The organism is Pseudonocardia sp. OZ21 (assembly GCF_059359135.1).
Genome location: NZ_JCADBN010000002.1, coordinates 65,675 through 79,675 on the forward strand (window position 1 = coordinate 65,675; position 14,001 = coordinate 79,675).

Genomic DNA, 14,001 nt, shown 5'->3' on the forward strand with positions numbered 1-14,001 from the left:
CAGGATGGCGGGATGCCTCCGGAGCCCGTCGCGCCCGAACCGGTGTCCGTCGTCGCGCCGGCGCTGCCCCACCCGCACCTGCTGCGGCAGCGCTGGCGCGACGTCGCGTTCCTGCACTGGGCCGTCCGGCCCGCCGCGGTGGCCCGGTTCTTCCCGCCGGGCGTCGAGCCGGACGTCCTCGACGGCTGGACCTACGTCGGCCTCGTGCCGTTCCGCATGACGGGCACGGGCTTCGCCCACGGGCCCGCCGTGCCGTGGGCGGGCACGTTCCTGGAGACCAACGTGCGCCTGTACTCCGTGGACGCGACGGGGCGTCGCGGCGTGGTCTTCCTCAGCCTCGACGCCGAACGGGCCGTCGCCGTGGCGGCCGCCCGCGCGGCCTTCGGGCTGCCCTACCGGTGGGCGCGGATGCGTTTCTTCGCCGACGGGGACGTGCGCGGCTACGCGACGCGGGTGCGGTGGCCCGGGGTGTCCGCGCGCAGCCGCATCGTCGTGCGGGCCGGCGCGCAGGCCCCGGACGGCCCACTGGAGCAGTTCCTCACGGCACGCTGGGGCCTGCACGTGGCTCATCTCGGCCGCACCTGGTACCTGCCCAACGACCACGGCACCTGGCCGCTGCGCACGGCGGAGGTGCTGGAACTCGACGACGGGCTCATCACCGCGGCGGGCCTCGGCGACCTCACGAAGCGCCCCCCGGACCACGCGGCGTTCAGCGCCGGCGCAGAGGTGAGATTCGGGACCCCGACCCCGGCAACCACCCCCCGGGACCGGGTCACGTGAAGGCGCTGTGGCCGGTGATCGCCCGGCCCACCACCAGCGTGTTGATCTGGCGGGTGCCCTCGAAGGAGTAGAGGGCCTCGGCGTCGGCGAAGTACTTCGCCACCCCGTAGTCGAGGATCACGCCGTTACCCCCGACCACCTCACGGGCGAGCGCGACGGTCTCGCGCATCCGGCTCGTGCAGAACTCCTTGGCGAGCGCGGCGTGCTCGTCGCGGGCCTCCCCCTCGTCCTGCATCTGCGCGAGCCGCACCGCCATCCCGAGCGACGCGGTGATGTTGCCCAGCATGCGCACCAGGAGGTCCTGCACGAGCTGGAACGCGGCGATCGGGCGGCCGAACTGCTCGCGTTCCTTCGCGTACGCCAGCGCGATCTCGTAGGCGGCCATCATCGTGCCGGTGGAGCCCCACGCCACTCCACCACGGGTGCGCCGGAGCACCTTGTTGGTGTCGGCGAAGGAGTTGGCGTTCTGCAGCCGGTCGGCCTCGGGCACGCGGCAGTCCTCGAGCACGATGTCGGCGTTCTGCACGGTGCGCAGCGCCACCTTGTTCTCGATCTTGCTGGTGGTCATGCCGGGGTTGTCCTGCGCCACCACGAAGCCCTTGACGGCGTCGTCGGCGACGTCACGGGCCCAGATCACGACGAGGTCGGCGAAGGTGCCGTTGCCGATCCAGCGCTTCTCGCCGTCGAGCACCCACTCCGCGTCCGGTCCGGAGCCGACGCGGCGGGCGGTGGTCCGCAGCCCGCGGGCGACGTCCGACCCGCCGTCCGGCTCCGTGAGGCCGAACGCACCGATCCGCTCCATCCGCGACATGGCAGGCAGCCAGCGCGCCCGCTGCTCGGCCGAGCCGCACAGGTCGATGCTGCCCATCGCGAGACCGTTGTGGATGCCGAAGAAGCTGTTCATCGACGGGTCGGTGTGGGCGATCTCCAGGGCGATGAACCCGATCAGCAGGCGGCGGGCGGCCGGGCCGTCCAGGTCGTCGTAGGGCAGGGCCGCGATGTCCAGCGCGGCGAACCCCGGGACGAGGTGGTGGGGGAACTCCGCGCGCGTCCAGTGCTCGACGGCGACCGGCGCCACGTCGGTGCGCAGGAACTCCCGCACCCGGGCCACCACCTTCTGCTCCTCGTCGGTGAGGAGGTCGGCGTAGCGGAAGAAGTCACCGAGGAGCGGAGCGGTACCGGTCGCTGGATCCATACCCGACGATCGCACCGGTCCGAGGGCTCGGCAACCCGCCGCGCGCCTACCCTGGGACCGTGTCGACGGAGCTGCTCGATCGTGCCCCCACCCTGGATCGTCGCCACGGGCTGCCGGTGCACGCGCAGATCGAGCAGTGGCTGATGGACGAGATCACCCACGGCCAGATCGCCACCGGCGACCGGTTGCCCGGGGAGCGCGCACTGGCGGCGGCGCTGCGGGTGAGCCGCATGACGCTGCGGCAGGCGCTGGACGGCCTCGCCCGCCGCGGGGTGCTCGTCCGGCTGCCCGGGCGCACGGGCGGGGCGTTCGTCGCCGAGCCCAAGATCGACTGCGATCTCACGGGGCTGGCCGGGTTCACCGAGCAGATGCGCCGGGCCCACCGGCGCGCCGGGGCCGAGGTGCTGTCCGCGCGGACGGTGGCCGCCGAGGAGGCGGTCGCCGCGGCGCTGCGGATCCCGGTGGGCACGGGGGTGCACGAACTCGTGCGGGTGCGCTCGGCCGACGGCACGGCAGTCGCGCTGGAACGGTCCTGGTTCCCGGCCGAGCACCTCCCCGATCTGCTCGACCACCCGCTGACCGGGTCGATCTACGACCTGCTCTCGGTGCACTTCCGGCTCGCCCCGCACACCGCCGTGGAGTACCTGGAGTCGGTCAGCGCCGGCCCGGTCGACGCCGCCGCGCTCGGGGTGCCCCGCGGCACCGCGCTGATGAGCGTGGAGCGGGTGGCCCAGTCGGTGGCCGGGCTGCCCGTGGAGTTCGCCCGCGACGTCTACCGCGCCGACCGCGTCCGGCTGATGGTGCGCACCGCCGTCCAGGAGCGGCGCCACCAGGACCCGGACGACCGGCACCCGGGCGGCTAGCGCTCGGCCGGCCTGGCCTCCCGCTGCTCGGCCAGCCGGACGACGGACGCGGCGATGGCGGGCGACTGCTCCTCCGGCAGGAAGTGCCGGGCGCGCAGCAGGGTGGCGCTCTCCACCCCCAGCGCGTCCTGCACCGCGCGGCGGCGGTTCTCCCCGAGCGCGGGGTCGTACTGCCCCCACACCACCTGCGCCGGGTAGGGCCGGGAACGGAGACCCTTGTAGAAGAACGCCTGCTTCGCCTCGGTCAGCTCGAACCCGCGCATGATCCGCAGGAACGCCCGCCCGCCGTCCCCGCGCTTCAGCAGGGCGAAGTAGGCGTCGATCTCGGAGCTGTCCATGGCGGTCTGGTCGGCCAGGCCCACGTGGCGGAAGAGCCAGCGGGAGCCGGGAGGGCGCAGCCCGGCGAGCCAGGCCTCGCCGACGCCGGGGATCGCGAAGGGCTGCATCGACCACGGGCGCCGGAACACCGCGACGTCGACGGGCGAGTTGAGCACGGTCAGCGAGAGCACGCGTTCCGGATGGGTGATGGCCCATTCGAACCCGATCGGCCCGCCGATGTCGTGCACGACCAGATGGCACCGATCGATCTGCAGCGCGTCGATCGCGTGACCGGTCCATTCCGCGAGGCCGCTCCAGGAGTAGTTGAACCCCACCGGGCGATCGGCCAGACCGAGGCCGGGGAAGTCGAAGGCGACGCCTCGGAGTCCGCGACCGGCGAACTCCGGCACGAGCTTGCGGAAGAGGAACGAGCTCGCCGGGACGCCGTGCAGGCACACCACCGGCGCTCCGTCACCCCGGTCGAGAACGAAGCTCCGCACCCCTTCGGCCTCGAAGGCGCGGCCGGACGAGCGGTGCCTCTCCACCACGTCGGCGACAGTGCGCAACATAATCCCCCCTCATGGGAACAATCCCATTCCGCCGATATCGGACCAGCTCCCGGAAATCATCGGGAGAGCGGCGACTCGAATTCGAGACTACCCACTCGGGGTCGCCGCCCGGGGCTCGTGAATGCACATCTTCGGCAGGACGGAGGCGATCCGCTCCTCGTTCCGGACGTTCACCGGCGGCCTGTCGGGGTCGGCGCCTACGATCGCCGGGTGACGCTCCCCCGGACTGCCGACGCGCAGCAGGTGCTCCACCGGGTCTTCGGCTACGACACGTTCCGCGGGAACCAGCAGGAGATCATCGAGCACGTCTGCGACGGCGGCGACGCCCTCGTGCTCATGCCCACCGGTGGCGGCAAGTCGCTGTGCTACCAGATCCCCGCGCTGGTCCGCGACGGTGTCGGGGTGGTCGTCTCACCCCTGATCGCGCTCATGCAGGACCAGGTGGACGCCCTGCTCGCCCTCGGCGTCCGGGCGGGGTTCCTCAACTCGACCCAGGGCCCAGACGAGCGGCGCGCCGTGGAGGCCGCGTTCCTCGCCGGTGAGCTGGACCTGCTCTACCTCGCCCCGGAGCGGCTGCGGGTGGAGTCCACCCTGCGCCTGCTGGAGCGGGGCCGGATCGCGCTGTTCGCCATCGACGAGGCCCACTGCGTGGCGCAGTGGGGCCACGACTTCCGCCCAGACTACCTCGCGCTCTCACAGCTGCACGAGCGCTGGCCCGACGTGCCCCGTATCGCCCTCACGGCCACCGCCACGGAGGCCACCCACGCCGAGATCGCCGGGCGGCTCAACCTGGAGGAGGCCCGGCACTTCGTCGCGAGCTTCGACCGGCCCAACATCCAGTACCGGATCGCGCCGAAGGACGAGCCCCGCCGCCAGCTGCTCCACCTGCTGCGCACCGAGCATCCCGGCGACGCCGGCATCGTCTACTGCCTCTCCCGCAACTCGGTCGACAAGACCGCCGAGTTCCTCGTGGCCCAGGGCATCACGGCGCTGCCGTACCACGCCGGTCTCGACACCGCCACGCGCGCGGCCAACCAGTCCCGCTTCCTGCGCGAGGACGGCGTGATCATGGTCGCCACCATCGCGTTCGGCATGGGCATCGACAAGCCCGACGTCCGGTTCGTCGCGCACCTGGACCTGCCCAAGTCGGTGGAGGGCTACTACCAGGAGACCGGCCGCGCCGGGCGCGACGGGCTGCCGTCCACGGCCTGGCTCGCCTACGGGCTCGCCGATGTCGTGCAGCAGCGCAAGATGATCGACGACTCCGAGGGCGACCTCGCCCATCGCCGCCGCCTCGCCCAGCACCTCGACGCGATGCTGGCGCTCTGCGAGACCGTCGAGTGCCGGCGGGTGCAGCTGCTCAACTACTTCGGGCAGCAGGGGGCCCCGTGCGGCAACTGCGACACGTGCCTCGCGCCGCCCGAGTCGTGGGACGGCACGGTCGCCGCGCAGAAGGTGCTCTCCACGGTGTTCCGGCTCGACCGGGAGCGCCACCAGAAGTTCGGGGCCGGGCAGATCGTCGACATCCTGCTCGGGAAGCGCACCGCGAAGGTCGAGCAGTTCGACCACGACTCGCTCACCGTGTTCGGCGTGGGCACCGAGCTGAGCGAGGGCGAGTGGCGCGGGGTCATCCGGCAGCTGATGGCGCAGGGCCTGCTGGCCGTCGAGGGCAACTACCAGACGTTCGTGCTCACCGAGGCCAGCCGCGGGGTGCTGCGCGGTGAGCGACAGGTCATGCTGCGGCGCGATCCGAAACGCCAGGCGCAGGGCCGCACCCGTTCCGCACGGGCGCCGCAGGTGGAGCTGCCCGCCGCGGCCGCACCGGTGTTCGAGCGGCTGCGGGCCTGGCGCGGGGCCACGGCCAAGGAGCAGGGCGTGCCCGCCTACGTGATCTTCCACGACGCCACGCTGCGGGAGATCGCCACGCGGATGCCCGCCACCACCGCGGAGCTGGGCACCATCAGCGGGATCGGGGAGAACAAGCTCGCGAAGTACGGCGAGCAGGTGCTCGAGGCGCTCGCGGGCTGACCTCACCCCGCACTTCGGAGCCGTAGTGCTGTCGTGACCCACCTCCCCACAGCACTACGGCTCCCCAGTGACGAGGGCCGGAGCGGGGGCGGTTAGAGCATCTCCAGCGGCTGGGGGCGCCGCGGTGGTGGGAACGCCGCGTCCAGCGCCTCCAGGTCGTCGCCCGTGAGGGCGAGGTCACGGGCGGCGGCGTTCTCCCGGACGTGCTCGGGGTCGCCGGCCTTCGGGATCGCGATCGTGGCATCCCGGTGCAGCACCCACGCCAGCGCCACCTGGGCGGGCGTCGCCCCGTGCCGCCGGGCCACCTCGGTCAGCCCGGGTTCGGCCAGCAGCCTGCCCTGCTCGATCGGCGAGTAGGCCATCACCGGCACGCGGTGCTCGCCGCACCACGGCAGCAGGTCGTACTCCGGACCGCGGCGGGTCAGGTTGTAGAGCACCTGGTCGGTGGCCACGGCGGCGCCGCCGGGCAGCCCGTACAGCTGCTCCATGTCGTCCCGGTCGAGGTTGCTCACCCCCCAGTACCGGATCGCGCCGGCGTCGACCAGGTCGGCGAACCCGGCGAGCGTCTCGTCGAGGGGCACCCGCCCGCGCCAGTGCAGCAGGTACAGGTCGATCCGGTCGGTGCGCAGCCGCCGCAGGCTGTCCTGGCAGGCGCGCACCGTGCCGGCGCGGGTGGCGTGGTGGGGCAGCACCTTGTCCACCAGGAACACCTCGTCGCGACGACCGGCGACGGCCTCCCCGACCAGTTCCTCCGACGCGCCGTCGCCGTACATCTCGGCCGTGTCGACCACGGTCAGGCCGAGGTCGAGGCCCAGGCGCAGCGCCGCGATCTCCTCGGCGCGGCGCCGGGGATCGTCGCCCAGATACCACGTGCCCTGGCCGAGCGCCGTCACCTGCTCGCCCGACGGCAACGTGACGACGTGGGGACCGGTCACCATCGGCACCTCCGTTGTCGCGGCTTCCCTGCCATTCTGGCCGGACCCGCGGTGGCCGCGGTGCGGCAGCCTGCGGGGACGCCCCGTCAGCCGTCGGCGCGGATGCGCTCGCCCTTCGGGTCGTAGAGGACCGACGCCGCGACAGCGCCGTCCACCCACGTGCCGTCGACCTGCACCGCCACCGGCGCCCCCTCCGCCGTGCCGGCGGGCAGGTAGGCGTAGGCGAGGGAACGGCCCACCGTGTAGCCGTAGCCGCCGGAGGTGACCTGGCCGACGACCTCGTCCCCCACCCGCACGGGCTCCCCACCCAGCGCGACCGCGCGGGGGTCGTCGAGCCCGAGGCACCGCAGCTTCCGGGCGACCCCTCGCGCCCGGGCGGCCAGCAGTGCCCCGTGCCCGACGAACTCGCCGTCGCGACGGACGGCGAAGCCGAGGCCGGCCTCGTCGGGGGTGGTCTCGGGCCCGATGTCGGCCCCCCACACGCGGTAGCCCTTCTCCAGTCGCAGGCTCTCGATCGCGCGGTAGCCGCCGGGTCGCAGCCCGTGGGGCGCGCCGGCCTCCACGAGCGTGGTCCACAGCGCGGCGCCGTACTCGGTGGAGCAGTACAGCTCGAAGCCCAGCTCCCCGACGAACGTCACCCGCAGCGCGCGCACCGGGACGTCCCCGACCGTGGTCTCGCGCATCGACGGGTACGGGAAGCCGGCATTGGACAGGGATGCGGGCGTCAGCGGGGCGAGCACCTCGCGGGAGCGCGGACCCCACAGCCCGAAGCACGCCCAGGCCCCGGTGACGTCGGACAGCCGCACCGCGGCACCGGTGAGCCGGGCCTGGCGGCGCAGCCAGCCGAGGTCGTGTGGCCCGAACGCCGTGCCCGTCACCACGAGGAACTCCTCGGGGCCCAGCCGCGTGACGGTCACGTCCATCTCGATGCCGCCGCGGTCGTTGAGCGCCTGGGTGTAGACGACGGCGCCGGGCTCGCGGTCGGTCCGCCCGGCGAAGACGTGCCGGCAGAACGCCGCCGCGTCCGGTCCGGAGATCTCGATCTTCGAGAACGAGCTCTCGTCGAACAGGCCCGCCGCCTCCCGGACGGCGACGTGCTCGGTCTCGACGCAGGGCGACCAGTGCCGCCCGGCCCAGCCCCGCGGGCGTAGCTTCTCCGAGCCGGGCTCGGAGTAGTGGTTGACCCGCTCCCAGCCGGCCTTCTCCCCGAACACGGCGCCGTGGGCCGCGTGCCACGGGTAGGCGGGCGAGGTGCGCAACGGGCGCCCCGCAGCGCGTTCCGCGGCCGGGTACCGGATGTCGTAGTAGCTCTCGTAGTTCTCCCGCACCCGCGCGAGCGTGTAGCCGGGAGAGCGGTAGTGCCGCTGCCCGAAGCGGCGCACGTCCATGTGCCACAGGTCCAGGCCCGGATCACCGTCGAGGATCCAGGCGGCCATGACGCGCCCGATGCCCCCGGCACCGGCGATGCCGTGCGCGCAGAACCCGGCGGCGACGAAGAACCCGGCCACCTCGGTCTCACCGAGGCAGAACTCGTTGTCCGGGGTGAAGGCCTCCGGCCCGTTGATCATCGACGCCACGCCAGTGTCGGCGAGCACCGGGACCCGGACCTGGGAGTTCTCGAGGATCTCCTCGAACCGCTCCCAGTCCGGCGGGAGCAGCTTGCCGTTGAAGTCGGCCGGGACGGCGTCGAGTGAGCGGGGGGTGGCCGTCCAGGGCGCGCTGTGACGCTCGTAGCCGCCCATCACCAGCCCGTCGATCTCCTGGCGGTAGTAGACGAGCAGGTCGGGGTCGCGCAGCGACGGCAGCGGGCGGTCCGGCAGGGTGCCTGCCGGGAGCGGGGCCGTCACGACGTACTGGTGCGACATCGGCACCACGGGCACCCGGACGTCCACCAGCCGGGCGATCTCGGCGGCGAACATGCCGCCGCAGTCGACGACCGCCTCGCACTCGACGTCGCCGCGGTCGGTGCGCACACGGGTGACCCGCCCGCCTGCGGTGTCGATGCCGACCACCCGGGTCCGCTGGGCGATCGTCACCCCACCCGCCCGCGCGAGCGCGGCGAGCGCGTAGCAGAGCCGGGCGGGGTCGACCTGGCCGTCGGTGGGCGTGTACGCGGCGCCGAGCACTCCCTCGACCGACATCAGCGGGAACAGCTCCCGCGCCTCGTCGGCCGAGATGAGCTCCAGCGGCAGCCCGGAACGCTGCGCCCAGCCCGCCTGCCTGCGGATCTCCTCGAGCCGGGCGGGTGAGGACGCGAGCCGCAGCGACCCGGACTCCACCCACCCCGGGGCGTGCTCGCCCTCCTGCAGCCTGCGGTAGAGCTCGACGGACCAGCCGTTGATCGTGGTGAGTGCCGGGTCGGACCGCAGCTGCCCGACCAGGCCGGCCGAGTGGAACGTGGACCCGCTCGTGAGCTCGGCGCGCTCGACGAGCAGCACGTCCCGCTCGCCGCGCTCGGCGAGGTGGAAGGCCACGCTCGTGCCGCCCACTCCCCCACCGATCACCACGACGCGGGCCCGCCCGGGGAGCGCTTGCACCATGCCTCGACCCTACGGTCTAGACCGTTCCCGGAGCGAGCCCTACGATCCTGCGATGGAAGTCCGATCCGCGGTGCTCGACCCCGCGACGGACGCGCTGCTCGACTCCATCCCGTGCACCTCCCGGCGACCCCGCACGGTGGAGGAGCTACCGGGCGGACTCACCAACCGCAACCTCAAGGTCACCAACCCCGACGGATGCTGCGTCGTGCGCATTCCCGCGCAGGACGGCGGCGGCCTGCTCGGTATCGACCGCGACCACGAGTACGCCAACTCCGTGGCCGCGGCGGCGGCGGGCGTGGGAGCGCGGGTGCTGCACCGGCGGCCGGGCGTCGGGCTGACCGTCGAGTACCTGCCCGGCCGCCCGCTCACCGACGACGACCTCCACGATCCCGCCGTACTGGCCCTCGTGGCCGCCGCGTGCCGGCGGCTGCACGCGGGGCCGCGCTTCGTCAACGACTTCGACATGTTCACCGTGCAGGCCCGCTACCGGCGCATCGTCGCCGAGCACGGCTTCCGGCTGCCGCCGCGCTACGACGAGTTCGCCCCGCTGGTGCCGCGGATCCGCGCGGCGCTCGGCCCCCGCGTGACGGCGCCGTGCAACAACGACCTCCTCGCCGCCAACCTGCTCCTGTGCCCGGACCGGAGCGGGCGCGAGCAGGTGCGGATCATCGACTTCGAGTACTCGGGCAACAACGACCCGTGCTTCGAGCTGGGCAACATCTGGAGCGAGGCGGCACTGCCACCCCCGCTGCTCGACGTGCTGGTCGGCGCCTACTACGAACGGCCGTGTCCCCGCCAGGTGGCACGCGCCCGGCTGTTCGCGCTGATGGCGAAGTACGGCTGGATGTTGTGGGCGTCGATCCAGGACGGCTCCAGCCCGCTGCACTTCGACTTCTGGTCATGGGGGATGGAGAAGTACGACCGGGCCGTCGCGGAGTTCGACGGCCCCGACCTCGAGCACCTGCTCACGGCGGCGCGCCCGCCCGACCGAGATCCGTGACACCTGGAGGCCGCATGACCGCCGACGACCGGAACAGCGACGACAGGCGCAGTGACGACAGGCACGGCGACGAGGCCACTCTGCACCGGCTCGGCTACGCGCAGGTGCTCTACCGCGAGATGGGCGGGTTCTCCAACTTCGCCATCTCCTTCACGATCATCTCGATCCTCGCGGGCTGCCTGACCTCGTACTACATCGCGTTCAACAACGGCGGCCCGGTCGCGATCACGTGGGGCTGGCTGCTGGTCGGCGGGTTCTGCGTGCTGGTGGCGATGGCCATGGGCGAGATCGCCTCGGCGATGCCCACCGCCGGAGCCCTGTACTTCTGGGCGTCGAAGCTGGGCGGCCCGGCGTGGGGCTGGTTCACCGGCTGGTTCAACCTGATCGGCCAGATCGCGGTGACCGCCGCGATCGACTACGGCGCCGCGATCTTCACCACCGCGCTGCTCAACCTGTGGTTCCCCTCCGTCGTCGGCACCGGGACCGGCACGGTATTCGTGGTCTACTCGGTGATCATCGCGCTGCACCTCGCGCTGAACCTGCTGAACGTGAACCTGCTGGCCCGGCTCAACACGTTCTCCGCGTGGTGGCACATGGTCGGCGTGCTCGTGATCGTCGGCGTCCTGATCGTCGTCCCCGACAACCACCAGTCCGCCGCGTTCGTGTTCGGCGAGACGCTCAACAACTCCGGGTTCTCCGGGGACGGCTTCGGCGACGCCGGCTTCTGGTTCGTGTTCGGCATCGGCCTGCTGATGGCCCAGTACACGATCACCGGGTACGACGCATCGGCGCACATGAGCGAGGAGACGCGCCTGGCGTCGCGGGCCGCGGCCTGGGGCATGGTGATGTCGGTCGTCGTCTCGGTGGTCTTCGGCTTCGTCCTGCTGGTCGCGGTGACGTTCGCGGTGCCCGACGTCCAGGGCACGCTCGACGCCGCCGGCAACGCCGTGGTCTACATCTGGACGGAGTCGCTCGGCGAGGCGTGGGCGGAGTTCCTGCTGCTCATCGCCGTGGTCGGGCAGTTCTTCTGCGGCACGGCGTCGGTGACGTCGGCGTCGCGGATGATGTTCGCGTTCTCCCGCGACGGCGCCGTGCCCGGCTCCCGGCTGTGGCGCAAGGTCGCCGCGAACCGCGTGCCGGTGAACGCCGTTGTCGCGATCGCCGCGCTGAGCTGGGCACTGATGCTGCCGACGCTCGCCAACGGCGTGGTCGGCTACCTCGTCGGCACCTCCATCGCGGTGATCGGGCTCTACATCGCGTTCGCACTGCCGATCGTCCTGCGGATCCGGGCGGGCTCCCGGTTCGAGGGCGGCGCGTGGAGCCTCGGGCACCACTACCGGTGGGTCGCGCCTGCGGCCGTCGCGTGGATCGCGATCGTGTGCGTCCTGTTCCTGCTGCCGGTCTCCCCCAAGGGCATCCCGGGCGCCGCCGACTTCGACTGGAACGTGGTCAACTACGCCCCGCTCACGGTGGGCGGAGCGCTGATCCTGTTCGGCGGCTGGTACCTGCTCTCGGCACGCCGCTGGTTCACCGGCCCGGTCCGGGAGGCCGGCACCGACGAGGAGCTGACCGACATCGAGCGCCAGCTGGAGGCCGAGGCTCCGTGAGATCCTCCTCCGCATGAAGCCACGCGGGATGCTCACGCTCGACCAGCTGCAGACCGCGGTGGACGACGGGTCGATCGACACCGTGCTCGTCGCGTTCACCGACATGCAGGGCCGGCTGCAGGGCAAGCGCTGCGCCGCCCCGTACTTCCTCGGGGAGGTCGTGCCGCACGCGGCCGAGGCCTGCAACTACCTGCTGGCCGTCGACGTCGAGATGAACACCGTCGGCGGCTACGCGATGTCGAGCTGGGAGAGCGGCTACGGCGACTTCGTGCTCAAGCCCGACCTCGCCACGTTGCGGCTGGTCCCGTGGCTGGAGGCCACCGCGCTCGTGCTGTGCGACGCGCAGTGGGCCGACGGGTCGCCCGTCGTCGCGTCGCCGCGGCAGATCCTGCGCGGCCAGCTGGACCGCCTCGCCGAGCACGGCCTGCACGCCGACGTGGGCACCGAGCTCGAGTTCATGCTCTTCGCCGACTCCTTCGACACCGCCTGGCGCAAGGGCTACCACCAGATCGAGCCCGCGAACCTCTACAACGTCGACTACTCGATGCTCGGCACCGCCCGCGTGGAGCCGCTGCTGCGCCGGATCCGCAACGGGATGGCGGGTGCCGGCATGGTCGTCGAGTCGGCGAAGGGCGAGTGCAACCTCGGCCAGCACGAGATCGCCTTCCGCTACGCCGACGCGCTCACCACGTGCGACAACCACACGATCTACAAGACCGGAGCCAAGGAGATCGCCGACCAGGCCGGCATGGCGCTCACCTTCATGGCCAAGTACGACGAGCGGGAGGGCAACTCCTGCCACATCCACATCTCGCTGCGCGGGGAGGACGGGCCGGTCTTCTCCGGGGAGTCCGAACACGGCTTCTCCCCGCTGTTCGAGCATTTCGTCGCGGGACAGCAGGCCTGCCTGCGCGAGCTCACCTACCTGTTCGCGCCGAACGTCAACTCCTACAAGCGTTACGCCGAGGGCTCGTTCGCTCCGACCGCGGTCGCCTGGGGGCTCGACAACCGGACGTGCGCGCTGCGTGTCGTCGGGCACGGCCCCTCGCTGCGGGTGGAGAACCGGGTGCCCGGCGGTGACATGAACCCGTACCTGGGGGTCGCCGCGCTGATCGCGGCCGGGCTGCACGGCATCGAGAACGAGCTACCGCTGGAGCCGGAGCTGCGCGGCAACGCCTACACCTCCGACGCGCCGCGGGTACCGTCGACGCTTCGGGAGGCCGCCGAGCTGTTCGCAGGCTCCACGGTGGCCGTCGACGCCTTCGGCCAGGAGGTCGTCGAGCACTACGCCAACGCGGCACGGGTGGAGCTGGCCGCCTTCGACTCCGCCGTCACCGACTGGGAGCGCCGGCGTGGCTTCGAACGGCTCTAGCCGCCCGGTCATCGGGCTCACGGCCTACGGGGAGCACGTCCGGTACGGGGTGTGGGAGCACGACGCCGTGCTGCTCCCCGTCACCTACCCCGACGTGGTGCTCGCCTCCGGCGGTATCCCCGTGCTGCTGCCACCCCGCGTCGAGTCGGCGGTCGCCGTCGACCGGATCGACGCGCTCGTGCTGTCGGGCGGCCCCGACATCGCCCCGGAGCGGTACGACGAGGCACCACATCCGCGCACCGGGGAGCCGCGGCCCGAACGCGACGCCGCCGAGATCGCGATGCTGCACCGGGCACTCGAGCGCGGCATTCCCGTGCTCGGCGTGTGCCGGGGGGTGCAGCTGTTGAACGTCGCCCTCGGCGGCACGCTCGTGCAGCACGTCCCCGACGCCGTCGGCCACACCGGGCACAACCCCACCCCGGGCGTCTTCGGCACCACCACGGTGGACCTCGTGCCCGGCGGGCGCGTGGCCACCACCGTGGGCTCCACGGTGACTGTGCTGTGCCACCACCACCAGGCCATCGACCGGGTCGCTCCGGGGCTGAGGGTCACCGGGCGGGCCCCGGACGGCACGGTGGAAGCCGTCGAACTGGACGGTGCGCCGTTCGTCGTGGGCGTCCAGTGGCATCCCGAGCAGGACGCCACGGACGTGCGGCTGATGACGGCGTTGGTCGCGGCGGCGACCGGGAACGCCTCGCTTCCGACGCGGTAGCCGAGCGGGCTGCGGGGACTCTTCCCGCGACGGCACACCGCCATCCGGGCAGCCAGGTGCAGGTCCGTTCGGGCGACTGGCG

Annotated in this window: 11 protein-coding genes; 7 read left to right on the plus strand and 4 right to left on the minus strand. The window is 72.5% G+C overall.

The features are described 5' to 3' along the window. Positions 1–12: 12 nt before the first annotated feature. Positions 13–780: a YqjF family protein gene (locus AC5L35_RS04015; protein ID WP_495058157.1), complete on the plus strand. Its 768-nt coding sequence runs from the start codon at positions 13–15 to the stop codon at positions 778–780. Here the strand turns inward: AC5L35_RS04015 and AC5L35_RS04020 are convergent. Continuing rightward, positions 773–1,975 carry an acyl-CoA dehydrogenase family protein gene (locus AC5L35_RS04020; RefSeq protein ID WP_495058158.1) on the minus strand — a complete coding sequence of 401 codons (1,203 nt, stop codon included), beginning with the start codon at positions 1,973–1,975 and terminating at the stop codon, positions 773–775. The two genes, AC5L35_RS04015 and AC5L35_RS04020, sit on opposite strands and share 8 nt — an antisense overlap. Before the next feature lie 59 nt (positions 1,976–2,034). Between AC5L35_RS04020 and AC5L35_RS04025 the strand changes: the two genes are divergently transcribed. Next, a complete protein-coding gene (locus tag AC5L35_RS04025; RefSeq protein ID WP_495058159.1) occupies positions 2,035–2,838 on the plus strand; it encodes a GntR family transcriptional regulator in 804 nt (267 codons plus the stop codon). On the opposite strand, the gene AC5L35_RS04030 is transcribed toward AC5L35_RS04025, so the two are convergent. Then, positions 2,835–3,725, minus strand: a complete 891-nt coding sequence (locus tag AC5L35_RS04030) for an alpha/beta fold hydrolase (RefSeq protein ID WP_495058160.1) — start codon at positions 3,723–3,725, stop codon at positions 2,835–2,837. The genes AC5L35_RS04025 and AC5L35_RS04030 overlap by 4 nt on opposite strands. Positions 3,726–3,935: 210 nt before the next feature. Between AC5L35_RS04030 and recQ the strand changes: the two genes are divergently transcribed. After that, on the plus strand, positions 3,936–5,753 hold the full coding sequence (gene recQ / locus AC5L35_RS04035; protein WP_495058161.1) for a DNA helicase RecQ: 1,818 nt from the start codon (positions 3,936–3,938) through the stop codon (positions 5,751–5,753). Positions 5,754–5,845: 92 nt separating this feature from the next. On the opposite strand, the gene AC5L35_RS04040 is transcribed toward recQ, so the two are convergent. Continuing rightward, positions 5,846–6,691, minus strand: a complete 846-nt coding sequence (locus tag AC5L35_RS04040) for an aldo/keto reductase (RefSeq protein ID WP_495058162.1) — start codon at positions 6,689–6,691, stop codon at positions 5,846–5,848. 83 nt (positions 6,692–6,774) lie between these two features. After that, entirely contained in the window at positions 6,775–9,228 is a 2,454-nt protein-coding gene (locus AC5L35_RS04045) for a GcvT family protein (protein ID WP_495058163.1), read from the minus strand. A gap of 52 nt (positions 9,229–9,280) precedes the next feature. Here AC5L35_RS04045 and AC5L35_RS04050 point away from each other — a divergent pair, with 52 nt between their 5' ends. The 4 genes from AC5L35_RS04050 to AC5L35_RS04065 are packed head-to-tail and all read left to right on the plus strand — an operon-like array spanning position 9,281 to position 13,919. Then, entirely contained in the window at positions 9,281–10,228 is a 948-nt protein-coding gene (locus AC5L35_RS04050; RefSeq protein ID WP_495058164.1) for a phosphotransferase, read from the plus strand. Between the two features lie 14 nt (positions 10,229–10,242). After that, entirely contained in the window at positions 10,243–11,835 is a 1,593-nt protein-coding gene (locus AC5L35_RS04055; RefSeq protein ID WP_495058165.1) for an amino acid permease, read from the plus strand. 28 nt (positions 11,836–11,863) lie between these two features. Then, positions 11,864–13,207: a glutamine synthetase family protein gene (locus tag AC5L35_RS04060; RefSeq protein ID WP_495058687.1), complete on the plus strand. Its 1,344-nt coding sequence runs from the start codon at positions 11,864–11,866 to the stop codon at positions 13,205–13,207. Beyond that, the gene (locus tag AC5L35_RS04065) at positions 13,188–13,919 is read left to right on the plus strand and encodes a gamma-glutamyl-gamma-aminobutyrate hydrolase family protein (protein ID WP_495058166.1); all 732 of its coding nucleotides are present in this window, start codon (positions 13,188–13,190) and stop codon (positions 13,917–13,919) included. Before AC5L35_RS04060 ends, AC5L35_RS04065 begins: the two co-directional genes overlap by 20 nt. Positions 13,920–14,001 lie beyond the last annotated feature (82 nt).

Excerpts from the sequence above, each read along its gene's own strand:
- AC5L35_RS04015 (WP_495058157.1), top strand. The coding sequence starts at position 13 with ATGCCTCCGGAGCCCGTCGCGCCCGAACCGGTGTCCGTCGTCGCGCCG.
- AC5L35_RS04020 (WP_495058158.1), bottom strand. The coding sequence starts at position 1,975 with ATGGATCCAGCGACCGGTACCGCTCCGCTCCTCGGTGACTTCTTCCGC.
- AC5L35_RS04030 (WP_495058160.1), bottom strand. The coding sequence starts at position 3,725 with ATGTTGCGCACTGTCGCCGACGTGGTGGAGAGGCACCGCTCGTCCGGC.
- AC5L35_RS04040 (WP_495058162.1), bottom strand. The coding sequence starts at position 6,691 with ATGGTGACCGGTCCCCACGTCGTCACGTTGCCGTCGGGCGAGCAGGTG.
- AC5L35_RS04045 (WP_495058163.1), bottom strand. The coding sequence starts at position 9,228 with ATGGTGCAAGCGCTCCCCGGGCGGGCCCGCGTCGTGGTGATCGGTGGG.
- AC5L35_RS04050 (WP_495058164.1), top strand. The coding sequence starts at position 9,281 with ATGGAAGTCCGATCCGCGGTGCTCGACCCCGCGACGGACGCGCTGCTC.
- AC5L35_RS04055 (WP_495058165.1), top strand. The coding sequence starts at position 10,243 with ATGACCGCCGACGACCGGAACAGCGACGACAGGCGCAGTGACGACAGG.
- AC5L35_RS04060 (WP_495058687.1), top strand. The coding sequence starts at position 11,864 with ATGCTCACGCTCGACCAGCTGCAGACCGCGGTGGACGACGGGTCGATC.